Annotated in this window: 24 protein-coding genes; 17 read left to right on the top strand and 7 right to left on the bottom strand. The window is 54.1% G+C overall.

The window, feature by feature from the left end; genetic code table 11:
* The first annotated feature begins 236 nt into the window (after positions 1 to 236).
* The 7 genes from AAC086_RS13730 to rnd all read left to right on the top strand — a co-directional run bounded on the left by AAC086_RS13730 (position 237) and on the right by rnd (position 7,893).
* Positions 237 to 1,331: a DUF2066 domain-containing protein gene (locus tag AAC086_RS13730; protein WP_339779388.1), complete on the top strand. Its 1,095-nt coding sequence runs from the start codon at positions 237 to 239 to the stop codon at positions 1,329 to 1,331.
* A gap of 255 nt (positions 1,332 to 1,586) precedes the next feature.
* The gene (locus AAC086_RS13725) at positions 1,587 to 2,816 is read left to right on the top strand and encodes an AI-2E family transporter (RefSeq protein WP_339779386.1); all 1,230 of its coding nucleotides are present in this window, start codon (positions 1,587 to 1,589) and stop codon (positions 2,814 to 2,816) included.
* Between the two features lie 19 nt (positions 2,817 to 2,835).
* On the top strand, positions 2,836 to 3,528 hold the full coding sequence (locus AAC086_RS13720) for a DnaA/Hda family protein (protein ID WP_339779384.1): 693 nt from the start codon (positions 2,836 to 2,838) through the stop codon (positions 3,526 to 3,528).
* 468 nt (positions 3,529 to 3,996) lie between these two features.
* Positions 3,997 to 4,524 (top strand): RimK/LysX family protein, encoded by a 528-nt coding sequence (locus tag AAC086_RS13715; protein WP_339779382.1) that lies wholly within the window; start codon positions 3,997 to 3,999, stop codon positions 4,522 to 4,524.
* Between the two features lie 65 nt (positions 4,525 to 4,589).
* Positions 4,590 to 5,495 carry a 30S ribosomal protein S6--L-glutamate ligase gene (gene rimK / locus AAC086_RS13710; RefSeq protein ID WP_339779380.1) on the top strand — a complete coding sequence of 302 codons (906 nt, stop codon included), beginning with the start codon at positions 4,590 to 4,592 and terminating at the stop codon, positions 5,493 to 5,495.
* Between the two features lie 4 nt (positions 5,496 to 5,499).
* Positions 5,500 to 6,576, top strand: coding sequence for a succinylglutamate desuccinylase/aspartoacylase family protein (locus AAC086_RS13705; RefSeq protein ID WP_339779378.1), 1,077 nt, complete (start codon positions 5,500 to 5,502; stop codon positions 6,574 to 6,576).
* A 75-nt stretch (positions 6,577 to 6,651) separates the two neighbouring features.
* On the top strand, positions 6,652 to 7,893 hold the full coding sequence (gene rnd, locus AAC086_RS13700; protein WP_339779377.1) for a ribonuclease D: 1,242 nt from the start codon (positions 6,652 to 6,654) through the stop codon (positions 7,891 to 7,893).
* Between the two features lie 133 nt (positions 7,894 to 8,026).
* Here rnd and AAC086_RS13695 read toward each other — a convergent pair whose 3' ends face one another.
* A complete protein-coding gene (locus AAC086_RS13695; RefSeq protein ID WP_339779376.1) occupies positions 8,027 to 8,821 on the bottom strand; it encodes an SDR family oxidoreductase in 795 nt (264 codons plus the stop codon).
* Complete coding sequence (locus AAC086_RS13690; RefSeq protein WP_339779375.1) at positions 8,821 to 9,192, bottom strand: nuclear transport factor 2 family protein; 372 nt, start codon at positions 9,190 to 9,192, stop codon at positions 8,821 to 8,823. Before AAC086_RS13690 ends, AAC086_RS13695 begins: the two co-directional genes overlap by 1 nt.
* A 118-nt stretch (positions 9,193 to 9,310) precedes the next feature.
* Between AAC086_RS13690 and AAC086_RS13685 the strand changes: the two genes are divergently transcribed.
* Positions 9,311 to 9,718 (top strand): winged helix-turn-helix transcriptional regulator, encoded by a 408-nt coding sequence (locus AAC086_RS13685; RefSeq protein WP_339779374.1) that lies wholly within the window; start codon positions 9,311 to 9,313, stop codon positions 9,716 to 9,718.
* Between the two features lie 54 nt (positions 9,719 to 9,772).
* Here AAC086_RS13685 and AAC086_RS13680 read toward each other — a convergent pair whose 3' ends face one another.
* Positions 9,773 to 10,642 carry an SDR family oxidoreductase gene (locus tag AAC086_RS13680; RefSeq protein WP_339779373.1) on the bottom strand — a complete coding sequence of 290 codons (870 nt, stop codon included), beginning with the start codon at positions 10,640 to 10,642 and terminating at the stop codon, positions 9,773 to 9,775.
* A gap of 99 nt (positions 10,643 to 10,741) precedes the next feature.
* Between AAC086_RS13680 and AAC086_RS13675 the strand changes: the two genes are divergently transcribed.
* Complete coding sequence (locus AAC086_RS13675) at positions 10,742 to 11,674, top strand: LysR family transcriptional regulator (RefSeq protein ID WP_339779371.1); 933 nt, start codon at positions 10,742 to 10,744, stop codon at positions 11,672 to 11,674.
* 62 nt (positions 11,675 to 11,736) lie between these two features.
* Here the strand turns inward: AAC086_RS13675 and AAC086_RS13670 are convergent, their stop codons facing one another.
* From AAC086_RS13670 to AAC086_RS13660, 3 genes are all read right to left on the bottom strand, one after another.
* Positions 11,737 to 13,032: a DUF1835 domain-containing protein gene (locus AAC086_RS13670; protein ID WP_339779369.1), complete on the bottom strand. Its 1,296-nt coding sequence runs from the start codon at positions 13,030 to 13,032 to the stop codon at positions 11,737 to 11,739.
* A gap of 124 nt (positions 13,033 to 13,156) precedes the next feature.
* Complete coding sequence (locus AAC086_RS13665; protein ID WP_339779368.1) at positions 13,157 to 14,644, bottom strand: Ppx/GppA family phosphatase; 1,488 nt, start codon at positions 14,642 to 14,644, stop codon at positions 13,157 to 13,159.
* A gap of 23 nt (positions 14,645 to 14,667) precedes the next feature.
* Positions 14,668 to 16,818, bottom strand: a complete 2,151-nt coding sequence (locus AAC086_RS13660) for an RNA degradosome polyphosphate kinase (protein ID WP_339779366.1) — start codon at positions 16,816 to 16,818, stop codon at positions 14,668 to 14,670.
* 279 nt (positions 16,819 to 17,097) lie between these two features.
* On the opposite strand from AAC086_RS13660, the gene AAC086_RS13655 reads away from it, so the two are divergent.
* The 4 genes from AAC086_RS13655 (at position 17,098) to AAC086_RS13640 (ending at position 21,776) form a co-directional block, all read left to right on the top strand.
* Positions 17,098 to 17,676 carry a histidine phosphatase family protein gene (locus tag AAC086_RS13655; protein ID WP_339779364.1) on the top strand — a complete coding sequence of 193 codons (579 nt, stop codon included), beginning with the start codon at positions 17,098 to 17,100 and terminating at the stop codon, positions 17,674 to 17,676.
* A gap of 207 nt (positions 17,677 to 17,883) precedes the next feature.
* Entirely contained in the window at positions 17,884 to 19,671 is a 1,788-nt protein-coding gene (gene aspS, locus AAC086_RS13650) for an aspartate--tRNA ligase (protein ID WP_339779362.1), read from the top strand.
* A gap of 156 nt (positions 19,672 to 19,827) precedes the next feature.
* Positions 19,828 to 20,931 carry a hypothetical protein gene (locus AAC086_RS13645; protein ID WP_339779361.1) on the top strand — a complete coding sequence of 368 codons (1,104 nt, stop codon included), beginning with the start codon at positions 19,828 to 19,830 and terminating at the stop codon, positions 20,929 to 20,931.
* Between the two features lie 2 nt (positions 20,932 to 20,933).
* Positions 20,934 to 21,776: a DUF1849 family protein gene (locus AAC086_RS13640; RefSeq protein WP_339779360.1), complete on the top strand. Its 843-nt coding sequence runs from the start codon at positions 20,934 to 20,936 to the stop codon at positions 21,774 to 21,776.
* A gap of 140 nt (positions 21,777 to 21,916) precedes the next feature.
* Here AAC086_RS13640 and AAC086_RS13635 read toward each other — a convergent pair whose 3' ends face one another.
* Positions 21,917 to 22,234 carry a metalloregulator ArsR/SmtB family transcription factor gene (locus AAC086_RS13635; protein ID WP_339779358.1) on the bottom strand — a complete coding sequence of 106 codons (318 nt, stop codon included), beginning with the start codon at positions 22,232 to 22,234 and terminating at the stop codon, positions 21,917 to 21,919.
* Positions 22,235 to 22,737: 503 nt separating this feature from the next.
* Between AAC086_RS13635 and AAC086_RS13630 the strand changes: the two genes are divergently transcribed.
* The 4 genes from AAC086_RS13630 (at position 22,738) to AAC086_RS13615 (ending at position 25,959) form a co-directional block, all read left to right on the top strand.
* A complete protein-coding gene (locus tag AAC086_RS13630) occupies positions 22,738 to 23,667 on the top strand; it encodes a histone deacetylase family protein (RefSeq protein WP_339779357.1) in 930 nt (309 codons plus the stop codon).
* A gap of 127 nt (positions 23,668 to 23,794) precedes the next feature.
* A complete protein-coding gene (locus AAC086_RS13625; protein WP_085593708.1) occupies positions 23,795 to 24,052 on the top strand; it encodes an exodeoxyribonuclease VII small subunit in 258 nt (85 codons plus the stop codon).
* A gap of 78 nt (positions 24,053 to 24,130) precedes the next feature.
* Positions 24,131 to 24,970 (top strand): polyprenyl synthetase family protein, encoded by an 840-nt coding sequence (locus AAC086_RS13620; RefSeq protein ID WP_339779492.1) that lies wholly within the window; start codon positions 24,131 to 24,133, stop codon positions 24,968 to 24,970.
* A gap of 26 nt (positions 24,971 to 24,996) precedes the next feature.
* Positions 24,997 to 25,959: a hypothetical protein gene (locus AAC086_RS13615; protein WP_339779353.1), complete on the top strand. Its 963-nt coding sequence runs from the start codon at positions 24,997 to 24,999 to the stop codon at positions 25,957 to 25,959.
* Positions 25,960 to 26,002: the final 43 nt, after the last annotated feature.

The following is a 26,002-nucleotide window of genomic DNA, read 5'->3' as shown; positions in this document are numbered from 1 at the left end:
CGCGGACTTGATAAATTCCGCTGGCCCGAAAATACTCAAACCCGTGATGAATGCAATGATCTGCTGTGCATGGGAGACTTTTCTTTCCGTCATGCGTTACCTATGCAACAAGGTCCTTGTGAAGCCGCGCTGGTAAAAGGCACAGGCAAACCAATTTCAGGGGCCTGAACCATGACAAAACGGGCAAAGAGGCAAACGTGCTGGATCGATTAAAACCAACTCATCTGCTGGCAGGAATGATCGCCGGAATTTTTGTGCTGGCGACGGGGGCTGCGATGCCCGCCGTTGCGCAGGATTTGTATACGGTTAGTGGCGTTCATGTTGATCAACGCGCCGATAGTGCGACCCAGGCGCGGGAAGTGGCCCTGGCCAGCGGCCAGCGGGCTGCGTTTTCGCACCTGATGGATCGCCTGACGGTTTCGAATGCGGGGGCGGGGGTTGCCGTGCCCGATCAACGCACAATTACCAACATGGTGCGTGATTTTGGCGTTTCGAACGAAAAAACATCGTCGGTCCGCTATATCGCCGACATGACGGTGCGGTTCAAACCCGACCAGGTTCGGGCGTTTTTGCGCGCCCGCAATGTGCCCTTTGCCGAAACGACCGCGCGCAAAGTGCTGATTTTGCCGGTTTATTCTGATCAGGGATATACCAGCCTGTGGGATGATCCCAATCCGTGGCGCGATGCCTGGAGCACGGTTGCCAACCAAAGCGGGCTGGTGCCGGTGACACTGGCCGTGGGGGATCTGGCCGATATCGGCACTGTTTCGGTCGATCAGGCCCAAAGCGGTGACCTGGCCGCGATTGATAAAATCGGTCAGCGTTACGGCGCGAATGTTGCGGTTGTTGATGCTACCCTTACCGGAACCGGTGACGGGCAGGCTGTTGATGTATCGGTTACACGGTATGACGCGACAGGGGCGCCGCAGGTGTTTGGTGTTCATGAAAACCTTGCCGCGGGCGAGTCGGTTGCAGAGATGTTGCAACATGCCGCGCAGGATGTTCGTTCGCGACTGGAAAGTGACTGGAAACAGGCCAGCATGATTGATTATGGTGCCAGTGGCGAATTGATGGTGTTTGTGCCGATTACGAGCATGGATGACTGGGCTGGTATTGAGAATCGCCTTGAAAACCTGCCGATGATCAAGCTGATGCGGGTTGTGGCAATGTCACGGCGCGAAGTGCAGGTTTATGTTGAATTTGCCGGGACTCCGGACCAGTTTCGTGTTGCCCTGGCTCAACAGAACCTTGATTTGCAGCAAATCGATCAATTGTGGTTTATTGAACCGCTGGGAAGTGATCGTTTGACGAAATTGACGGGCAATCCCTGATTGGGGGCAAATTGCCTTTGTTGTTGATGCCGCAGGGATATGCAGTGATATAAGGCGGCATTAACCATCCGGGCCAGGCCCGGAGGCCGCTTGGAAAAATGACACGGGCGCACGACCTTATGGCGTGTGCCCGTCTGTTTGCGTTGCATCATTATGGTATGGTGAAGGTGCAAAATATCTATCGCCGCCGTCATTTTGGGGGCATTCGGGGTGGCTAACCGCCATTGAACGTCACAGGGAAGACAGGGAACTGATATGACGATCCGCGATCAGGTGCGTTTCTGGCTTATCGCCTTTGGGGTGTTCTTTTTTCTGGTGTGGCTGTTTTCCGGCATTTTATTGCCGTTTGTGGCGGGCATGGCGATTGCCTATTTTCTTGACCCGCTGGCCGATAAACTTGAGGTCCGTGGCCTCAGCCGCACGGTGGCAACGGCGATTATTACCGCGCTGTTCTTTTTGATTTTCATCTTTGTCCTGCTGTTGATCGTGCCGCTTATTGGCAGTCAACTGGCTGGTTTTCTCGAACGTCTGCCGGGTTATATTTCCGATTTGCGCACCCAGGCAGGCCCCTATATTCAGCATATTACCGATAAAATTGCCCCTGAAACGCTAAATAGTGTCGGGGAATCGATCAAGGGGCAAACTGCCACGGCCATTAAATGGGCTGGCAATATTCTGGGTAATTTGCTGACCGGAAGTCTGGCCTTGCTGAATTTTTTAAGTTTGGTTTTCATTACCCCGGTGGTGTCGTTTTATTTGCTGCGCGACTGGGACAAGATCGTTGCCAAGGTTGATAGCTGGTTGCCGCGTCGCCAGGCAGAGGATATTCGCCGGTGCGCGCACGATATTGACGTCACCCTTGCCGGGTTCGTCCGCGGGCAATCGACGGTTTGTTTGTTGCTGGGCATGTTTTATGGCCTTGGCCTGACATTGGTGGGGCTGGAATTCGGGTTTTTGATTGGCCTTATGACCGGCATTTTATCGTTCGTGCCCTATTTCGGGATGCTGGTAGGCTTTGCCGTGGGCGTGGGCGTGGCAATTGCGCAGTTTGGCATTGGCCTGGATGTGGTGTTTGTCGTCGGCGTGTTTTTGCTGGGCCAGTTAATGGAAGGCAATTTCCTGACGCCAAAGCTGGTCGGTGACAAGGTGGGATTGCATGCGGTGTGGGTGATGTTTGCCCTGTTGGCCGGGGGGGCCGTGTTTGGCCTGCTCGGCGTGATGCTGGCCGTGCCGGTGGCCGCCGCGATTGGCGTGCTGGTGCGATACGGACTGGCCCGGTATCTTGACAGCCGCCTGTATGATCCGGCCGCACACCCGTTTGCAACAAGTGCCAATGCCGGGGCTGACGGGGCGCGGGATGTCAATATTGTTGCGGCCCCTCATCGTGCGCAACAGGCATCTGGCGTGAATGACCGTGTGGAACCGTCGAAACCGGCGGGCACAGAAATGAAAAAATCCAGCGGAACGAATGATCCGCAGGTATGATGAAATTGAAACACAAACAATGACTGCAATGATGATGGAACCCCTGATGCCGCAGCAATTGCCCCTGGCGCTGGAAATGCGCCCGGCTTTGGCGCGTGCGGATTTCATGGTGACCCATTGTAACCGCGAAGCCGTTGCCTGGATTGACCGCTGGCCCGCATGGCCGGTACCGGCATTGTGCCTGTATGGTCCGGCAGGGTCGGGCAAAAGCCATCTGGCTGAAGTGTGGCGGGCGCGGTCAGGTGCCTCAAGTGTGGCCGGGGCCGACCTTATCGGGGCCGATGCCGATATATTGTTGGGCGAAGATACCGGCCTTGTTATCGAAGATGCCGATCTGGCCCTTGATGAAACGGTGTGTTTTCATCTTTACAATATGCTGAAAGAACGTAACGGGCATTTGTTGCTGACCGCCCAGCAGCCCCCATCGCGCTGGAATGTCGGGCTGGCCGATTTGCGGTCGCGTCTGGGGGCGGCGTTGGTTTGTGAAATTTCGCCGCCCGATGATGATTTGCTGGTGGGTCTTTTGATCAAACTGTTTGCCGATCGCCAAATTGCCCCATCGCCGCAAATTGTTGCCTATATTGTTCCGCGTATTGAACGGTCCTTTGCGGCCTTGACCCATCTTGTTGCCGCGATTGACCGTCGCGCGCTGGCCGAAAAACGGGCCGTGACCCTGCCGCTGGTGCGTGCCGTGATGGAAGACAGCCATTAGGGGGTGTTTTGTCGCCACCTTTTTTGGGGCAGGGCAGGGCTGCATTTTACCAAAATATGTTTTCGTTGGCGGGGTAAGCATTTCAGGCGGTGCTTGCATTAGACTGTTATCGTGCCAAAGTGAAAATGCTCTGTCTTTTGCAATAGGTGGCTGAAACTGTTGGCGTTATACAGAGAGTTCCATTAAAGCATATTTCCTTGAATATGATCCATTTTGCCCGTGCAGTCTGCCGCCTGGCAAGGAGAAGTCCGCAGAGCGTAATGGATTTACGGACAAGGATTTCGACGCGGCCAGGCGGCAGACTGCACGGGCCCGCAGGGTTCGATTTTGGCGGCGTTTGACGGCGTTACACCGCTCGACCGATGCGCCGCATCGCTCAGCGCGCTGTGCCTTGCCAAACGGCACGCCAAAGTCGAACAAAATGGGTCATATTCAAGGAAACATGCTTTAACAGGCGGGAACAGGTGTGTGATCGAAAAACGCAATGCAAGCAGGCTGTCCCTTAAAGCGCAAACCGATGCCATGGTGGCAAGCGGGCATGTGTTGGGATGGCGGGAATGGGTCGGGTTGCCTGATTTTGGCGGCCCCTTGATCAAAGCAAAGGTTGATACCGGCGCGCGGACGTCGTCGATCCATGCGACCCATATCGAGCTGATTGAAATTGATCATAAAAAGTTCGTCAAATTTGTCTTGCCCCATTATCGCGGCGACGGGCATGGTCGAATACAGTGTCAGGCCCCTTTGCTTGCCATTCGGCATATTCGCAGTTCCAACGGCAAGCAGGATGAACGCTATATTGTGGCCAGTCATATTGCCGTCGGTCGCCACCGGCTGAAGGTAGAATTATCGCTTGCCAATCGCTCCTTGATGGGATTTCCCATGTTGCTGGGACGCACGGCGATCAAAGCCGGAAGATTTTTGGTGCAACCGGCAAAATCTTATCTGGCGGGAAAGCCGGAACACGTTTATATGGCCGAACAGCCGGTCAGTGAATAGGACCAGCCTTTCAGGCCAGATCCGCCGCTTTTCCACTTAGTCATGCTCTAACGGGAGTCCATTTTATGAAAATCGCGATGCTTGCACGCAACGCCAATCTGTACTCCCACAAGCGGCTGGTGGAAGCCGCTGAGGCGCGTGGTCATCAGATCGATGTCATCAATACCTTGCGGGTGACGATGAACATCACTTCGATGAAGCCGGAAATCTATTATGGCGGTGAAAAGCTGAGCGGGTATGACGCTGTTATTCCGAGGATCGGGGTATCGATCACGTTTTTTGGTCTGGCTGTTTTGCGCCAGTTTGAAATGATGGGCGTTTATCCGCTCAATGAATCGGTCGCTATTGGCCGGTCGCGCGATAAGTTGCGCTCGTTGCAAATTCTGGCACGGCGCGGCATTGGCCTGCCGGTTACCGCCTTTGCCCATGATCCGCGTAAAACCGACGAAGTCTTGTCGATTGTTGGTGGCGCGCCCGTGGTGATCAAACTGCTGGAAGGAACCCAGGGCATTGGTGTTGTTTTGGGGGAAACCGAAAAATCTGCCAAATCCGTGATCGAGGCCTTTCGCGGTGCGAATGTTGACATTATGGTGCAGGAATTCATCAAGGAAGCAGGGAATTCCGACATTCGCTGTTTTGTGGTTGGCGGTAAAGTGGTTGCCAGCATGGAACGCACCGGCGCACCGGGTGATTTCCGCTCCAACATTCATCGCGGCGGGTCTGCTCGCCCGGTACGTATTACCCCGCAGGAACGTGCAACAGCCGTTGAAGCGGCCAAGGCAATGGGGCTTAATGTTTGTGGTGTGGATATTTTGCGTTCCAACCATGGCCCCGTTGTGATGGAGGTTAATTCCTCGCCGGGGCTGGAAGGCATTGAAGGGGCGACGGGCAAGGATATTGCCACCATGATTATCGAATTCATGGAACGCGATTATGGGCCCGGCAAGGTAAAGACCAAAGGCAAAGGATAACAAATTGCTGGAATACGACGAAACGACGGCGCAACAGCGCAGGAAAACCGCGGACTTTGAACTTGGAAACAAGAAGGTCGCGCCTGGCACCCGTCAGCTTGTCGATATTCCGATTTCGCTTTTATCCAACCATACTCCGGTTAATTTGACGGTAAATGTTGTGCATGGCAAACGGCCGGGGCCAACCCTGTTTGTCAGTGCTGCTGTGCATGGTGATGAAATTGTCGGCGTGGAAGTTATTCGCCGGATTTTGAAATCGCCGGTTTTGCGGCACTTGCGCGGCACATTGCTAGCGGTGCCGGTGGTGAATGCCTTTGGCTTTTTAAATCATACCCGCTATCTGCCCGACCGGCGCGACCTTAACCGCTGCTTTCCGGGCAGTGCGCATGGGTCGCTTGCCGGGCAGTTGGCAAATTTGTTTTTGAAAGAAATTGTCGAGCGGTCCGATTTCGGCATTGATTTGCACACAGCGGCGGCGAACCGGGTTAATTTACCCCAGGTGCGGGTGAATGAGGGCGATGACCATATCATGTCTTATGCCGAATCGTTTGGCGCCCCGATTATCCTGACATCGCCTTTGCGCGAAGGGTCCTTGCGCCAGGCGGGTAAGGATGTTGGTGTGCCGATCCTGCTTTATGAAGCGGGCGAGGGGTTGCGCTTTGATGAAATGGCCATACGGGCCGGGGTTTCGGGCGTCTTGCGTGTGATGCGCGAATTGGGCATGGTTGCGGCACGCTCTGTGCGTGCGCCGCGCCTGCCATCGTTTAAATCATCGGGCAGCCAGTGGTTGCGCGCGCCGGTCGGCGGGCTGTTGCGGACATTTAAGCTGGCGGGCGATTTTGTGCGCGAAGGTGATGTTGTTGCCGCTGTGTCCGATCCGTTTGGCCAGACCGATACCGAGGTGCTGGCCCGCCAGGACGGGTTGATCATCGGGCGGACCAATCTGCCGATTGTCAATCAGGGGGATGCGTTGTTTCATGTGGCGTCGATCAAGCGCCCGGCAGAATTGCAGGAACGCCTGGACGCCATTGAAACACATCTTCAGTCTGATCCGTTGCTGGATGAAGACGAAATTATCTAGGTCCAATGACCATTTTCCGTATGATAACGGGCAAGCCACTGGCGAACTGCGTCGGGCAATGTTATAGCAGGGTTCATGGAAACGATTACAAAAACAGAAGACCTTCGCGTGCTGTGCGACAGGTTGCGGCAATTTGATTATGTCACGGTCGATACCGAATTTATGCGTGATTCGACCTATTGGCCGCAATTGTGCCTGGTGCAGGTTTGCAGCCCCGAGTTTTCCGACACCGGTGCAGCGATTGATCCGCTGGCCGAAGGCATTGATCTAACCCCCCTTTTCGATCTGATGGGGGACGAAAGCGTGATCAAGGTTTTTCACGCTGCCCGGCAGGATATTGAAATATTTGTGCATCTGAACGGCAAGGTGCCGCATCCGGTGTTTGATACCCAGGTTGCTGCCATGGTTTTGGGCTATGGCGATCAGGTTGGCTATGAAACGCTGGTCAACAAGGTCGCGCGTAAAAACATCGATAAATCGATGCGCTTTACCGATTGGTCGCGCCGCCCGTTATCGACCAAACAGGTAAGCTATGCGATTTCGGATGTGACGCATTTGCGTACCATTTACGAAAATTTCCACGAACGTCTGGCGGCCAATGACCGCGCACCATGGCTGTTTGAAGAAATGGAACGCCTGACCGATCCCGGTATTTATACTGTGGACCCGGCACAGGCATGGCTGCGGTTAAAAACCCGGTCCAACAGCCCTAAATTTCTGGCGGTGGCCCGCGCGCTGTGCGAATGGCGCGAAATTGAGGCCCAGCGTAAAAACCTGCCGCGGAACCGGGTTTTACGCGACGATACCTTGCTTGATATAGCAGCGCGTCATCCGCTTAACGAAAACGATCTTGATAAAACCCGGGGTGTGGGGCGCAATTTTGGCGCCAGCAAACAGGGGCAGGCGATTATCGGTGCGATTAATGCGGCCCTTGCCGAACCGCAGGAAAACTGGCCCGTCCCCAAGGTTCGCACTGAACTGCCTGCGGGTATTGGCCCGACGGTGGAATTGCTTAAGGTTTTACTTAAACTGTGTAGCGAAGAAAAGGGTGTGGCCCAGCGTTTGGTGGCATCAAGTGATGATTTACAAAACATCGCTGCTGACGACAATGCCGATGTTGCTGCCCTGCATGGCTGGCGGCGCGAGCTTTTTGGTCAATATGCCTTGCGCCTCAAGCACGGGCAGATTGGTCTGAAACTTGAAAATGGCGAAGTCGCACTGGTTGAACTTGAAATGGCATTTGATGCGGAACCCAAAGCCGATGCCGAATTAGAGGCCGCGGCCAAAGAAGAAATTAAAGCAGACGCCGAAGTCTGAGCCGGTTTGTTTTACGCTAAAACATTTAAAACCCCGCCAGTTCAAGTTTGAACGGCGGGGTTTTGGTCTTTTACTGTTGACCGGCGCGGTGTGTGCCAATCGCTGTATCGATTATAAAGCACTTTTCCTGTTATCAAACAGTTGGCACGGTGCCGCCATCAATTGTGTATTCGGCCCCGTGAATGGACATCGCCCGGTCTGACACCAGGAACGCGGCAAGCTCGGCAACTTCGTCGGGGCGGCCCGGGCGGCCAATGGGAATGCCACCCAGTGACTGCATCAGGCCGTCGCGGGCGGCGTCAATTGTGATGTTTTGCTGTTTGGCAAGCCGTTCGATCAGGGCGCTGGCCGCAGTGGTTTCGATAAAGCCGGGCGACAGTGTGTTGATGCGAATGCCTTTGGGACCCATTTCTTTCGCCAGTCCTTTGCTATAGGTGCTAAGGGCGGCCTTGGCGGCGGCATAGGCCAATGTGGCTTCAAACAGGGGCATACGCCGCTGTATAGAGGATATATGCAGTATGACACCGCTTTTGCGCGCGATCATGCCGGGTAAAAAACCGCGATCCAGGCGCACGGCGGTCATTAAATTGGTGTTAAGGGTGTTCGTCCAATCCTCGTCGGACAGGCCAAGCGCCCCGCCACCTGGTGCTGTCGAGCCACCGACATTATTGATCAGAATATCCAAGCCGCCCCAGTCAGCCATAAGGGTGTCGATCACCTGACGGGTGCCTGAAACGGTTGAAACATCGGCACTGATAAACAGGCCAGGGTGATTTTCAGGTGCGCTGCGCGCCGTGCTGGCAACGGTTGCCCCGGCGTGATGCAGGCGATGCAACATGGCGTTTCCCATGCCTTTGGTGCCGCCGGTTACCAGAACCCGTTTGCCGACAAACTCTGTCGGGTCGATTTGATATGGGAGGTTGCGCATCAGCCGATCTCCAGCGCTGTAATTTTGCCATCTTGCAACGTAAACAGATAGCTCAGACTTGCGGGCGAGCCTGTGAAATTTCCCGACACATCGGCGGTGACGCGTAGCTGGCCCGTGCTGATTTCTGCCAAAGATTGCGGGTCGGTGGCCGGGTGATCGGGCAGGGCCGATGCCGAGGTTACAGCGTGAACGGCGTCGGTGCTGCTAATGGCATGTGAAATCCATTTTTCGATGGCAGCATGGCCGTCGATATTTTGTTTTTCGTCGTAAACATGGGCATCAGGGCTGAAACAGGCGCTAACACCGGCAAAGTTGCGTGCGGTGCAGTGATCAAAAAAATCGACAACGGCAGTCGGGAGGGAGATAGACATGAGGTGGCCTTTTTGTCTGTGATGCGCGGGGGCGTCCCACGCGGTTATTGTGATGCCAGCAAGCTGGCGCTAAGCTGGAAAAATCACAAGAACCGACAAAAAAGTAAGGGACTTACCTGTGAGTAAGAAATGGGGTTTTGGGGCCGAAACACCGGCTGGCGGTGTTGAAGAAATTTTGAAAATGCTCGACGGTCGCTGGAAACTGGTGATTTTGTTTCATCTTTTTGGTGGGCAGATAAAGCGATTCTCGGAGCTGGAGCGTGCCATTGACGGCATTTCGCAAAAGATGCTGATCCAGCAACTGCGCCAGATGGAAGCCGACGGCATTGTAAAACGCATTGTTTACCATCAGGTGCCGCCCAAGGTGGAATATTGCCTGACCGATTGGGGGCAGCGCCTGTGCCCGGTCCTTGATGCCTTTTTAAAATGGGCAGACTTGCGCCCGTCAGATACGGCATCAGACCAAAATGACATGGTGCGCGAAACAAATGTCGTGAAGATAGCATTGCCGCAAAAAGGCGAATGATCCGTTTGGGGACCATTCGCCTGCAGGTTTTTAACGGGTGTTCTGAACGCGGATTTATCCTTTGTTCAGGGCCTGTTTTAAAAAGTCTTCTACTGATTGGGGCGCGCGGCCAAGGATTGTTGCCGCGTCGTCAAATACATCATCATAGTCGCCATTTTTGGCCGCCAGATAGAGGCCGGAAATGGCGATGACGGCATGTTCAGGCAGACCAAAACTGCGTAAAATGCCTTCATAAACATCGTTGGGCAGGTCGGCAAAGGTAATGTCCTTGCCGGTCGCACTGGCGATGATGGCGGCAATTTCATCATGGGTGATGGCTTTGGTGCCGGTCAGGTTATAGATTTTGTTGGCGTGTGCTGCCGGGTTGGCAAGGATAATGGCGGCAATTTCGGCCAGGTCGGTGCGGGGAATGTAGGTGATGCCCGCTGTGCCGGCAGGGGCGGCATATTGGCTGGTTTCCAGGGCATGGGGAACGCCACCTAACAACAGGTCGGCATAAAAGCTGTTGCGCAGGATGGTGTAGGTTAATCCGCTTTGTTTGATGACGTTTTCGGTATCAGCATGAATGGCGGAATAGCTAAAGGCGCTATCGGAACGCGGGTCGATGACGCTGGTATAAACAACATGTTTTACACCGGCATTTTTCGCCGCCGTAATCGCCGTGCGATGCTGGCGGATGCGGGTTTCGTTATCGGCCTCGGCTGACACGATCAGGGCAATGTCAATTCCGGCAAAGGCCTGTTCCATCAAGGCCTGGTCATCAAAATCGCCTTTACGGACTTCAATCCCTTTTGCCGCAATTTCGGTGGCCTTGTCGGGGGTGCGGGCGCTGGCAACAATGTCGCTTGCCGGGATACGGCTGCTTAAATGGGTCAGGGCAAGGGTGCCAAAATTGCCGGTAGCGCCGGTGATCAGTTTTTTCATTATCTATCTCCATGTCATTGCGGTTAACCGCTTTATTGACACTGATTCTGCCTTGAATTTGGCATATGATCAATTCGATGAAATGAATGGAAACCATGCATGAATAACGATGAATTGGATCTGGATTTTCGTTTGCTGCGTCTGTTTCTGACGATTTACGATCAGGGATCGGTTACGGTAGCCGCAGTAACGCTGGGTGTTGGACAGCCTACGGTCAGTCACGGGTTAGAACGATTGCGCCAAATCGTGGGGGATCCGTTATTTGTTCGCGCCGGGCGGGGCATTACGCCCACGGCCCATGCCCACGACATGGCCCCGCGCATTCGCCGTTTGATGGAGGATATGCGCAGCCTGACGCGAATTGGTCAATTTGACCCGCACAACCCGCAACACAGTCTTCATTGCACCATCGGCGCGAATGATTATGAGGCGGCGGTGGTGCTTTCGGCGTTGTTTGCCAGGGCGCAGTCGCTGGCGGCGGATATTACTTTTAAAATCCGCCCGGTGCGCAGCAAGCAGGACATGATCGGCAAATTGCGCGACGGCAAAATGGATATGGCCATTACGGTTGATTTTGGGGGGGATGCCAGCGACATCGTGCAGCGTTCGTTATTTGACGAAAACGTGCAATGTTATTTCGACCCGCGCTTTCACCCCGAACCGCCTGATACATTGGACCGCTATTGTGCCGCATCCCATGCCCGGGTGGTATTTGATGAAGACGAAGGATCGGCGATTGATGCCGAACTGGAAAAACAGGGCCGATCGCGCCGCACGGTGTTGCAGGTGGCCACATTTGACAATTTGCCGCGCCTGATTGCCGGAACGCGCGTGATTGCGACCTTGCCAATCCGTCTGGCCGATAGCGTGATGGCGGGGTATGCTGTTTGCCACTGCCCGGTCGCGTTGCCGTCTTACCGGTTTTGTCAAAGCTGGCATGTTCGCAATGCGGCGTCCCATTCGCATCAATGGTTGCGTGACGAAATATTTCGTATTTCCCGCGCCATTGATGGGGCTAAACACAAAGTTTGACACAGGTTTCGCCGCGAATGAAGGCGTAGCGATCACTCCGGCAGGATTAAAGGAAACATACGTTAAACAACGGCCTTGCGGGCAATGTCCCAATGCGGGCAGGTGGGGGTGGCACTGATTTTTACGCCGCCAACCCAGCGTGTGCCGGTATAGGTTTCAAAAAACCGCTTGGTGCCACGCATGATCCGGGTGCCGGTTTCGGTCAGGGTCAGGGTGCGCTCGGCCCAGGGCAGGGTGGCATCGTCAATGCGAAAGGGGGGCTCGGCCCCCTCTGCCACCGTTGTCATATCGGCCAGAACATGCCAAAGCATGATGTCGCCTAAAAACGGCAAGGGTTCCTTGTCGCGCATCAGGCGGCCAAAGACGCGACCGGCACTTAGCGGACCGGCTTCTGCAAGAATTTCCAGAACCAGTTGCTGGGTCAGCGACAAATCATTGTGGCTGGCGGGAAGTTCGGCCAAATGGCGTTGCAGGGCCTTTGCCATCAAGCCAATCGGGCGGGTCGCCGAGGCCGACTTTGCAAAGACAGCCAGATCGGCCGGGGCATCAGCACGGACCGCTTTCCAAACCTTGCGGCCCAAATCGTAATGCGAATCGCCAATCGGGGCCCGGGTATTTTCCCATGCCCAGCGCAGTTGATCGGGGGTGAGTTGGCCCAGACCGGTAAATTTTTCAACATCGGGTACGGAATTTATGCAAATCAGTTCGACCTTGGCAGGTAAACGCAGGGCACCGAAAAAGTCGAGCAGGAAGGCCAGAATAAGCTGGTCGTAGCTGTCATGTTCAAACCATAAAACGATGTGGCGATAATCGCCTGCCACCATTAGTGCGCTATATTCTGCATGCTGGCGGTCCAGGGTTCGGGTCGGGTCCAGATCATAGGCACTGGCGATAAAATCGGCCCGCCGCTGCATTAAGACAGGCAAGGGGGCATCTGGCACCGGGCCCTGGCAAAACGGATCGGAAAATTCCTGAAAGTGCCCTTTGAACCCGGCCAGTTCCAGAGTGTTGCGAATGTCCGATCCGCAACGGATATGCAACGTGCCCGGGGTGTCGGGAACCGTCATCCAGCCGGTCGCAATCTGCTGCTCGGTCAGCACCATCTGGTCGACATGGGTTTTCATTTCCGGCCAACTGATAAAGCCGTTTTCGCGCGCCAGAATTTGCTGCGCATCCGATACTTTTATCTCGGCGGCCTTGCGGTTTGCGGCTTTGGGGTGGTGTTCCTGCAGGCGCTTGCGGGCATCGGCATCGTTCGCGCGCAGGGATTTTAACAAATTGCGCGATTGCGTTTTTAACGCATCGATATCGAGGACACCTCGGGAAATATTGCCATTTACCGTTTTTGTGCCAGCCATTTCGTTGCGTTCCCTTTGTGCGCCATATTCACATGCTAAATATCACCAGCCCCTGTCGGGCCGTGCGGTGGTGCTTTACCGGGTATAACACTGGGCCGATCAGGACAAGTGATGCTTTCACATATCAGCTTGCATCAACAATTTCTATTTTGCTGTCGCATTCCATCAGTTTTGCCAGTTTGGACAGCCGCTGGTCAACGACTTCGCCATTCAGATCACCGATGGAACGTTCCAGCCGCAAGATCAGGGTTTTGTCATCATGGATTAATTCGCAATGGGGCAAAATGCCTTCGACCCCGCCAGACAGCGTATGGCCGAGGCGAATGGCATGGCCAAACAGGCGACCGGTTTTGCGGGTATCTTCGTCAAGCAATCGGTCGCTGGCGGCATCACCGCGGAAATTGCCGGTATAGCGCGAACCGATGGTATAGGCTAAAAACACCCGGTCGACATGGCTAAGATCCAGATAGGGATGGCGGACAACGCGGTTATAGCTTTGTTCTGCCCGGTAATCGGGGTGGTCGTTCCAGCCGATATCGCCAATGATGCAGGCAGCCAGCCGCAAACGCCGCAAATTCGAGGGCTGTTCGCGGAAAATGGGGTCGGTCCAGCGATAAAGTTCTTCGCCGTGCTGATGAAAGCGTTCGCTGTCTTCGGCAAAACCGAGGCAGGTTTCAAGCAGCGGATCGCGATCCCGAACTTCTTGCGCCAGGGCTTCGAACATCCAGCCTTCGCGCAGGCCATGCCCGGAAAAAACCACTTCGCTGGCTTTCATGCGGGCCATTAAATGGTGCATCACAAGGGCGGCATGAGGCAGGCTGTCGGTGCGGCGTTTTGAAACACCGCCGATTTTTTCAAGCGATGCCCGGCTTTGCTGGGAGATGATGCGGGTCAGATCTGAAATTTCGCTGTTGGGCATGGTCATGTTATGGACCACGGAAATCGGGTAGTCTTCCTGGGCAATATAGAGTTTGGCAATCGAACGCCACGACCCGCCAACGGCATAAAGCGGTAGTTTTTCGTGCTGGGCCAGCCACGGAACACTGTCAAGGTGGGTTTTGACCTCGGCTTCCAGTGCCTCGCGTTTATTGCCAAACACGGCTTGAAGGCGCATGGCCCCCAGCGGCAGGCTGACGCGTTCGTGAATTTGCCCCTGATCAAGTAAAACAAGTTCGAGAGATCCGCCACCGATATCGCCCATGATACCGGTGGCGTGCGGGTCGCCTGAAATAATCCCGAGCCCCGAAAGGCGGGCTTCTTCAAGGCCATCAATGACTTTAACCTTCAGACCGGCTTCCTTAAAGACGCGTTGGCAAAAAACATCGCCGTCACTGGCAGCACGAACGGCTGCAGTTGCCAGCACATCGACGCGCGATATTTTCATGGCACGCAAAAGGGTGGCAAACCGGCGCAGGGCACCGATGGCCATTTCCACCCCTTCAGCATTCAGCTTGCCCGAACCATCGGGGTCTCGTCCAAGGCCGCACATGACTTTTTCATTGAAAATCGGGGCCGGTGCGCGGGTTTGACCGTCAAACACAACCAGTCGGACCGAGTTCGACCCGACGTCGATAATGGCAATGCGTTTGGACACCCTGTGATCGGTAAGCATATGTCTGAATGTACCTGGTTTTTCTATTCGTCGAGGACCAGAACCGGCACCGAAGACACGCTGTCTTCGTCAAGGGCACTGCCCCGCCCGGACAGGGACGGGTTGGTCATGAAATAATCGTTGGCTGAAAACGCATCCTTGCCCGCTTCACAGCGTTCATAAGAGCCGTCAGGTTGGAGATACCAGCTTTGGGCGGTGTCTTTCAAATTCGCAATCATGATTTGTTCGATGATTTGGCGATGGCAAGTGGGGTTTTCAATTGGTACCAGGCATTCGACCCGGCGATTAAGGTTGCGCGGCATCCAGTCGGCCGAGGAAATAAACGCCTTGGCTTTGCGTGAGGGCAGTTTTGCGCCATTGGCAAAAACCACAATGCGCGAATGTTCCAGGAACCGGCCAACGATGGATTTAACGCGAATATTTTCCGACAGGCCCGGCACCCCCGGACGCAAGCAGCAAATACCACGCACAACCAGATCAATCTGTACACCGGCCTGGGATGCACGGTAAAGCGCATCAATCACAACCGGGTCCACCAGGCTGTTCATTTTGGTCCAGATGCCCGACGGCTTGCCAGCCTGCGCATTTTCGATTTCTTTTTCGATATTGGCAAGAATGCTGGGGCGCATGGTGTGCGGGGCAATGGCAATTTTTTCCAGTGACCGGGGGGTGGCATAGCCGGTCATGAAGTTGAAAATGCTGCCCGCATCGCGGCCAAGGGCCGGATCACATGAAAAGAACGAAATGTCGGTATAGAATTTTGCCGTGATCGGATGATAGTTGCCGGTGCCAAAATGGCAATAGGTGCGAAGCCCGTGGGTTTCGCGGCGCACAACAAGCGATATTTTGGCGTGGGTTTTCCATTCAAGGAAACCATACACCACCTGGCAGCCTGCACGTTCAAGGTCGGCCGCCCAGCGCAGGTTGGCTTCTTCATCGAAACGGGCTTTAAGTTCGACCATCGCCGTAACCGATTTGCCGGCTTCGGCGGCGGCAATCAGGGCTTTGACGATCGGGCTGTTCTCGGAGGTGCGATACAGGGTTTGTTTGATGGCAACCACATCGGGGTCGCGCGCGGCCTGTAACAGGAACTGCACCACCACGTCGAAATCTTCAAACGGGTGATGAACCACCAGGTCTTTTTTGCCAATGGCGGCAAAACAGTCGCCGCCAAAATCGCGGACCCGTTCCGGGTACCGTGCGGCATAGGGCGGGAACAGCAAATCGTGATGCAGGTCGGAATCAATAAGCTGTTTAACGTCAACCACGCCCAAAAGCCCGTCAACCTTGACGACCTCTTCCGGGGCGACATGCAGTTCGTCGATGACGAAATTCAGAAGGTCTTCGGGGATCGATGCATTGACCTTAAGGCGGATGATGCTGCCGCGGCGGCGGCGCTTCAGCGCGGTTTTAAACACGCGCACCAGATCTTCGGCTTCTTCCTCGATTTCGACATCCGAATCGCGGATGACGCGGAACAGGCCATGTTCGATCAGATCAAAACCGGGAAACAATTTGCCCAGATACATCAAGACAGCTTGTTCCAGCGGCAGATAACGTTCGGTTTTGCCCGGCAGGCGCAAGAAACGCCCTATTTTGGGCGGCATGGGGATAAGCCCGCGCATATTGTGCCCGTCAGACGGGTCAAACAATTGCATAACGATGGCAAAGCCCAGATTGGGAATAAACGGAAACGGGTGTGACGGGTCAATCGCCAGCGGCGTCAGGGTCGGGAATATTTCGCGCATGAAATACCCGTCCAGCCATTTACGGTCCGTCTGGGTCAGGTCATCGGGCTCGATCACGGAAATGCCAAGCTGATGCATATCACCGCGCAATTTTTGCCAGATGCGTTGCTGGTCTTGCAAAACCTGGTTGGCATCATAGGTGATCGCGCGCAGCTGTTCAGACGGGCTTAAACCGTCCTGGCTGATATTGGTCATGCCAGCCCGAACCTGACCGACCAGACCGGCGACACGCACCATGTAAAATTCGTCCAGATTGCTGGCCGAAATTGACAAAAAGCGCAACCGTTCGAGTAACGGATGGTTCTGATTCTGTGCTTCTTCCAGAACGCGACCATTAAAGGCCAGCCAGGAAAGTTCGCGATTGATAAAGCGCTTTTCCGAATCAGTGGTAATTGCACTTGATTGAATTGCCGCAGCGTGTGTCACGCAATGCCTCCTGCCATGAGCCTTATGGTACTGGAATTAAGACGCCACCATGTCTTTCGATTGCGAGTATACGATAACTGTTTGTTAAACTGCAATTTTTAACCCGAAAAAAGAATATGCCCAGGGTGGCGTAATATGTGATTCGACGCGGCAGAATAGCCAATATCGCGTGCAGAAAATCCTACAGTTATATGTCAATTTTTTACGTGGAACCGACGGGTCTGTTATGGCATCTCTGTGGCAGATAACATTGACCCATCACAAACGAGCCAGTTGTTTATGAAGACCCTGTTGTTATTGCGTCATGCCAAATCAAGCTGGGCCGACCCGGCGCGCGCGGATCATGACCGCGAACTGAACCATCGTGGTGAAAAAGCGGCACCGGTTATGGGGCGATTTTTGCACAAACAAGACCTGATACCCGACCTGGTGTGGTGTTCGACCGCGGCCCGTGCGGTGCAAACTGTTGGCTTGCTGGGGCGCGATTTTGCCGATGATGCCAAGGTGATTTACGCCCGCGATCTGTATATGGCTGGCGAAACCACGTTGTTAAAATGCCTGCATCAAACCCATGATGACGCCGACCGGGTTTTAATGGTGGGGCATAATCCGGGGCTGGAAAGTTTTGCCCTGCAGCTTGTCGGTACCGATGACAACCGGTTTTGCGACGATATGGCGGTGAAGTATCCGACCTGTGCGCTGTGCCAGTTTGAATTTGATGTTGATGACTGGGCGCAGATTGGCTGGGGGCAGGGGCGATTGATCCGGTTTGTAAAAGTACGCGATTTACACGTCGATCAGGCTGTTGCACCGGATAATATTTCGTCCGAGAATGCACGCGGTTCTGCCAATACTTGACGCGGGCAGGCGAGAAGCGTTTTATACGTTCAAATTCGTAAACTGGCGGTGGTGTCAGACAAGTATCGTGCAGGGATCAACCCCGTTTTGGCACCGTTTTGGCGGTGACGGGTTTGATTTTGAGCGTTTTTTGTTTGACAGCGCCGGTCAGCCATGCACCTTTGCGGCCAAATCGCGGCCCAAAATATAACGAAACCTGGAAAGACCATGCATCCTTATCGCTCACATAATTGCAATGCGCTTCGCGTTTCCGACGCCGATGCCCAAGTCCGCCTTTCCGGCTGGATTCACCGCAAACGCGACCACGGCAACCTTCTGTTTGTCGATTTGCGCGATCATTATGGTATCACCCAGGTCGTGATCGACATTTCCAGCCCGCTTTTTGCGGTTCTGGAAAAATCACGCGCCGAAAGCGTGATTACGGTTGATGGCAAGGTTGTTAAACGGACCGCCGAAACCATTAACCCGAACTTGCCAACCGGCGAGATTGAGGTTTATGCATCGGAAATCACCGTTCAGTCTTCGGCCGAAGTTTTGCCGATGCCGGTATTTGGCGATGTGGAATATGGCGAAGAAGTTCGCCTGCGTCACCGTTACCTCGACCTGCGCCGCGAAAGTGTTCATAACAACATCGTGCTGCGATCCCGGGTGATTTCGGCGATGCGTCAGAAAATGACCGCGCAGGGTTTCCTTGAAATTCAAACGCCGATCCTGACCGCTTCCTCGCCGGAAGGGGCGCGCGACTTTCTGGTGCCCTCACGCACCCATCCGGGCAAGTTCTATGCCCTGCCACAGGCACCTCAGCAGTTTAAACAGCTGTTGATGGTGTCGGGCTTTGACCGTTACTTTCAGATTGCACCGTGCTTTCGCGATGAAGATGCCCGTGCCGACCGTTCGCCGGGCGAGTTTTATCAGCTTGACTTCGAGATGGCATTTGCCACCCAGGAAGATGTCTTTGCCGCGATTGAACCGGTTCTGCACGAGATTTTCGTTGAGTTTGGCGGTGGTCGCACCGTTACCGATTATCCGTTCCCGCGCATTCCATTCGATGAATCGATGGCCAAATATGGCTCGGACAAGCCCGACCTGCGCAACCCGCTGGTTATTTCCGATGTTACCGAAGCCTTCCGGGGATCGAATTTTGGCATTTTTGCCAAAAACATCGAAACCGGTTCGGTGGTTCGTGCCATTCCGGCAACGGGTGCAGCCGGTCGCCCGCGCAGCTTTTTTGACAAGCTGAATGCCTGGGCGCGTGACGAAGGGGCCGCTGGCCTTGGCTATATCGTTTATGATGAAAACGGCGACGCCAAAGGCCCGATTGCCAAAAACCTTGATGCGGAACGTATTACCCTGATCAAGGAAACCACCGGTGTTGCCAATGGCGATGCCGTGTTCTTTGCCTGTGACAAGCCGCTGGCCGCTGCCAAGTTTGCCGGTAAATCGCGCGAAAAGATTTGCGACGATCTTGGCCTGCGTGAAGAAGGCATGTTCAAGTTTTGCTGGATTGTTGATTTCCCGATGTTCGAGGAAGACGACGACGGCAAGATCGAGTTCAGCCACAACCCGTTCTCGATGCCGCAGGGTGGGCTTGACGCGCTTGAAAACATGAACCCGCTTGATATCAAGGCATGGCAGTATGACATCGTTTGTAATGGTATCGAGCTGTCATCGGGTGCCATTCGTAACCATCGCCCGGACATCATGTACAAGGCCTTTGACATTGCCGGTTACGGCAAGGACGTGGTCGAAGACCGCTTTGGCGGCATGTTGAACGCGTTTAAATTTGGCGCCCCGCCGCACGGTGGTTCGGCACCGGGTGTTGACCGTATTGTGATGTTGCTGGCCGACGAGCCGAACATTCGCGAAGTCATTGCCTTCCCGCTGAACCAGCAGGCACAGGACCTGATGATGAACGCCCCGTCTGTGGTCGATGATCGTCAGCTTAAAGAACTGCATTTGCGGGTTCAGTTACCGCCGAAGGCTAAAAAAGACTGATTTTAGCGCGGGCTGATGCACGAAACCTTTAAAAAGAGCGATTGGCTGGGCTGATCGCTCTTTTTTTGGTGCGAATTTGCAACTGGTGTTACTCATATATTAAGGTGCTGTGCGTCAAGATTGGACAAGACGGTTTTATTCGATGGGAGACGGGCCGTGAAAAGGTTCCTGATAGCAGCAGTCGCCCCCCTGGTCCTGAGCGCATGTGGCGGATCGGGGGATGATACGACATTGTCGAAAATGGCGGATGATCTGATCAGCTATGTGACGACGGGTCATACCGTTGCCGAAAACCAGCGTGCCCTTGTTGCCGGGCAAGGATGCAACACAGATGCATCCGTGCTTGGCAATGGTGATTGCAAGGTCGAGGCCAGTGTGGATTCAGGTTTTGTTGCGCGCGACAGCCAGTCGGTTGCCAGCCAGCTATCGGGGGCGCGTTCGACAATTTATGCCGTCAATTCCCCGCCAAAGGACTGGAGCCGCCCCGGTGGTTCTGCAAATCTTCATCCCTATCAAAAATCAGCCGATATCATGGTTGTTGCGGTTCCCCCGGCAGCTCATCAGCTTGATCAGCCGCTTAGTGCGACAGATGTGATGGTGGGCGCCGGGACCGGGAATGGTCAAAATCCGGTGAAAAGCGGGGAAATACGGTCGGATGTCGCACCGTCGGATGTGCCCCCTTCCGATGATGTATCTTCTGGCGATACAACGACGATAACGGATGATGCGGTGCGCGCGACTGTCCTGGAAAATGATAATACAATCCCCCCGGATGCAGATAACCGTGCTGTGAAAATGGCCCCGGCATCGGGCGACAGGCCACTTGCCCCGGCCAAAGTGAAAAATGGCGATGTAAAACACAAGTCAATGTTGCCCCCGGCACCGGTTTCGGTGTCGGCGAAAACACCGGCCAAAAATGCGGCGGTCAAAGGCAAGGATGCTGGCCAGGATAATCAATCTTCGGTATCGGGCAGGGATGATGTCGATGTGTCACCGGTATCAGACCGTGTGATGGCGCCAGCAAATGGCAAATATGTGGTGCTGGGCAGTTTTGCCAGTCACAGACGGGCACAAATCGCCCTTCATCAATATGCGCAATATCATCCGCAATTGATTCCTGCGACAGTAGCGGGTACGCCTTATCTTCGAATTGCAGTAGGTCCAATGAATATGTCGCGTGCAAATGATCTGCGCCTTGTTACTGCCAAAAATGGCATCAAGGATTCGTGGATTATCAGTATCGTGGACAGCGGAGAATAGATTTGCCAGAAAAATTGCGAAATGCAGCAGGCCGTCGTGCGGCGATTACGCTGACGGTGATATCGGGTGCTGTGTTGGGCGGATGCAGCGCACAGGCAGGTCCGTCTTCGGCGGCAAACGGCTTGGTCTCGCATGTGGCCGAATATCGTTTACGCCTGGTGTCAACCAGTGCGAACAGTTCGGTGATTGCCGCACGCGGGGCGTTTGGTTTCCGGTTTGAAAAGGTTTGTGACGGCTGGATTTCGGAATTGCGCAACTCGCTGATTTTGCAGGGCCCGCAGGGCGGCGCGATCAATTCATCCTATAGCATGACCCAGTGGGAAGATTTCGCCGCCAAACATTACCGGTTTCGGGTGCGGGATTTTCAGGACGGTTATCTGACCGATGAAGTTAACGGCAATGCCGAACGCCAGGATGACAAGGTGGTTGTGCATTACGAAAAACCCGTTGAAGTAACCGAGGAATTACCGGTTGAAACCCTGTTTCCAACCCAGCATTCGATCAGGTTGCTGCAACATGCGCTTGACGGCAAGGCCTTTGCCAGCGACCGGGTGTTTGATGGCGGGGGCGATACACCGACCTATCAGATCGCAGCGGTGGTTTCCACAGCGATGCAGGCTGATAACAAGGCCAAGGACGAAAACCACATTGCCGATCAGCCCTTTCACCGTGTCAGCATGGCGTTTTTCCCGGTTGATAGCGACGATGATCGCCCGGCCTATGAAATGTCGGTGGATTATGGCGAGAACGGTGTCGCCCAGGGTTTGGTGCAAAATTACGGTGATTTCAAATTAAAGGGTGATCTGATCCGGGTGCGTGAATTGCCAGCACCGCAATGTGACTGATAGAGCATCCAGGTTCTTGTGAATTACAATATCCGTATATCACCGGTGCTATTTTCTGACCCGAATCTGAAAAACAAAATGGCCTGCGGAAGCGATGCTTCGGCAGGCCATTTTGATGAGAATGCGAATTTTGCTGATGGTCAGGCCACGATACTACTTTGTTCTTCGCGGCAATAAAGGTCATACAGTGTCTTGATGACACGGACAGCCTCTTCTCCATGCAGGGAATAGAAGATGGTTTGCGCTTCGCGGCGTGTTTTGACCAGATGGTCGCGCCGCAATCTGGCAAGATGCTGGGACAGGGCGGACTGACTAAGTCCGATAATCCGTTCCAGTTCGCCAACCGATCTCTCGCCAGTATGCAATTGGCATAATATCATCAACCTGCTTTGGTTGCTCATCGCTTTAAGCAGGCCGCTCGCACGTTCAGCTTGTTGTTCTAGTTCTTTTATTTCCATTTGCCTCACTTCATCCCGGATTTACTCCCGGTTGCAAAAGTGTGATATTTTACCCCGTTATCACAGATGAGACTATGCTCATTTTTTCACAACACCGGTTTTTTATAGCCTTACGGAAGACATGGCAATCCCATACGCGTCTAAGTAGCTGTTCGAAAGTATTGTGTTTCGCCTTTTCGGACAGGGTTTATCGTTGAAATTTTAATATTCACAGCGTTTTACGGTAATTTTGCGAAAACAATTAAAATTGAACTATGGTCGAGCTTATTTTGGATCGCATAATGATCTATGCCAAGGCAGGTTTCGTCTGACGACGCAATGATCAATAAATTAGCAACCGATTCTTCACGGCGTCAACCGGTGTGTTACGAATAGGCTACCCCAATATTTTGTCTCTTGGCTTTGCTATTGGTTCGGGTGTCCTTTTGATGCAACGGGTGTCATTAATGCCATGTCGGTCCGTGACAGGCTGAACAATAAAATTTGGGAGGGAGCAAACAGGTATGGCAACATTGTTTGTGACACATCGCGCCTGCATCGACCATGATCCGGGCCCCGGACACCCGGAGCAACCAGACCGGCTACGTGTGATCCAGCGCGTTCTTGAGGCCGAGGAATTTATGTTTCTTCATCGTGAAGAAGCCACGCGTGCCGATATCGATCTGATTAAACGGGTGCATGACCCTGCCTATGTCGACCGGATATTTTCCCGTCTCCCCGAAAGTGGGCAGGTATCGATTGATGGCGATACCTATGTATCGTCTGCCTCGGGGGAGGCGGCTTTGCGTGCGGTTGGCGGGTGCTGTGTCGGGGTTGATGCGGTGATGGAAGGCCATGAACGCAACGCCTTTGTCGGTGTGCGTCCACCTGGCCATCATGCTGAATATGACCGTGCAATGGGGTTTTGTCTGTTTAACAATGCTGCAATTGCCGCGCGTTATGCGCGTGATAGATATGGCATTAAACGGGTCGCGGTGATGGATTTTGACGTTCATCATGGTAATGGAACCCAGGACTTGTTTTGTCATGATCCTGACCTGTTTTATTGTTCGACCCATCAATGGCCTTTATACCCTGGCACCGGCGACCCCGCAGATCGGGGCTGTGCGAATAATATTTTGAATGTGCCATTAAATTCGGGTGCGGCCACGACCGAGTTGCAGGCCGCGTTTCAGAATTATGTGATCCCGGGCCTGACCGGGTTTAACCCGGAATTGTTGATTATTTCGGCTGGTTTTGATGCCCATCGCAATGATCCGCTTGCGGGACTTTGCCTGGTGGAAAGCGATTTTTTCTGGATAACCGAGCAATTGCTGACGGTAGCCAGGCAATGTTGCGAGAACCGGGTGGTGTCGATTCTGGAAGGTGGCTATGACTTGCCATCGCTGGCATCGTCGGTTGTTGCCCATGTGCGCGCCCTGATGATCGGGTGATTTTTGCCCGGTTTGGGGGCTGAGCGGTTTTTTTTCGGTAAACGGGGCGTTAATCGCCGGGGCTTTGTATTGCCCTGTTGTATCCTTGCGCGTAAACTTCGCGTCAGACCAATAAAAAGGAGCAAACATGTCTGACGCAAATCCTGTAATTCCCAAAGATATCGCCAAACTGAGTTTCGAAGAGGCATTAGGCCAGCTTGAAACACTGGTTCGGCAGCTTGAACAGGGGCAGGTTGGCCTGGATGATGCGATTGCTTCGTATGAACGTGGTGCCGCGTTAAAGCGCCATTGCGCCGAAAAATTGCGCGCCGCCGAGGAACGTATCGAAAAAATCACGCTGGGTGCCGATGGCCGCCCGAGCGCAACAGCCACCGAAATCGAATAATTCACATTCAAGGCGGAGTCCCAGGTGAGCTATGACCTGATTTCTGCGCTGGGAGAGGCTTCTGCCGATCTTGGCGACATGCTTGACAAGATTTTGCCGCGTCCGAACGGGCAGGTCGAACAGCGCCTGTTCGAAGCCATGCGTTATTCGACCATGGGGGATGGTAAACGGTTGCGGCCTTTTCTGGTGATGGCGTCATCCGGTCTTTTTCGGGTGTCGCGCACGTCTGCGCTGCGCGTGGCGGCGGCCATTGAAATGGTGCATACCTATTCGCTGATCCATGACGATTTACCCGCCATGGATAACGATGATTTGCGCCGGGGCAAACCCAGCTGCCACAAACAGTTCGACGAAGCGACCGCCATTTTGGCTGGCGATGCGCTGTTAACCCAGGCATTTGAAGTGCTGGTGGATGAAGAAACCCACCCGGACCCGCGGGTGTGCACCCAGCTTGTGCGTGCGATGGCCAGTGCGGCGGGGCCGCATGGCATGGTTGGCGGGCAAATGATAGACCTGGCGGGCGAAGGACAAAGCTTAAGCGAAGCGCAGGTCACCCATTTGCATTTGTTAAAAACCGGCCGGATGTTTGCCTTTGCCTGTGAAGCCGGGGCGATTTTGGGCAAGGCACCAACCAGTATGCGCATGGGCCTGCGTGCCTATGCCCACGATATGGGGCTGGCGTTTCAGATCAAGGACGACCTTCTGGATGTTGAAGCCAGCAGTGCCGACCTTGGCAAAACAGCGGGCAAGGATGTTGAGCAGGAAAAATCGACTTTTGTGAAATTGCTGGGGCTGGAGCAAGCCCGCGCGCAGGCGCAAATGTTGTGTGACCAGGCGATAGACCATCTTGATGTTTTTGATGACGAGGCTGAATCGCTACGTGCCGTGGCGCGTTTTGTGATTGATCGTCAGCGTTAACATTAACATCTGACGTCATGATACGCATGTCGCATTCCTCTGAAATTCCGCCTTATACAGCCGGGTTCCGGGATCGGGTCTTTGACAAGGACCCGTTCTTGCTGGCTTTGTGGTATCCGGCAACGGCTGATGAAACAGCGGTGCGCCATATGGGCGTTTCCAGCATGGCGGCCCGCAACGCCCCTTTTGCATCAAATGGCCCTTTTCCGCTGGTGATGATGTCGCATGGGTCTGAAGGGCACAGGTTTGTGCATTTCTGGCTGGCGGAATATCTGGCGCGCCGGGGCTATATTGTTGCCGTGCCGCAACATACCGGTGACAATTACATTGATGCCAGCGATGCCCGGTCCCTGACCATCATTGAACGCAGGCCGCACGAAATGCGCCAGGCGCTTGATTTATTGCTGGCCCATGTTGATATCGCGCCACATATCGATCCGGCGCGTATTTCCGCGTTGGGGCATTCCGCTGGCGGGGCAACTGTTTTGAAACTGGCGGGTTGGCACTTTGATGCCTGCGCATGGATGCATTATTGCAATCTTAACAGCGATGATGATGGTGTGATTTGCGAATTTGTGCCCAATGATGCCGCCCTTGATACGCTGACACAGCAGCACGGCGCGCCTGTTGTGCGGGCCCGCGATGACCGCATTTGCGCCGCCATCATGATTACACCGGCCTTTGGTGTTGCCGCGACCCCAAAAAGCGTTGCCGACATTGACGTGCCGATGCTGTTTATCGAAGCCGATACCGACGAAGTTTTACGGCACAATGTTAATGCGGCGCGTTTTCGCGACCTTTTGCAGGGGCGGGCAAAGTTTGTTCGGGTGAAGGGGGCCGGGCATTATTCGTTCTTGCCGCTTTGCACGGATTATATTGCGCAAAATTTTCCGCATTTATGCCAGGATTTTGGCCGCGAACGTCGCCATATTCATGATAGCGTCACCCAACTGGTGCATCACTTTTTAAACCGTGTTCACACGGGTTGAATTTGGCCTAAATTCAGGGTCGCTAATTTTGCATAACCTCGCT

This window comes from uncultured Thalassospira sp., assembly GCF_963976115.1.
Classification (GTDB): domain Bacteria; phylum Pseudomonadota; class Alphaproteobacteria; order Rhodospirillales; family Thalassospiraceae; genus Thalassospira.
This window is presented reverse-complemented; position numbering and strand designations above follow the sequence as displayed.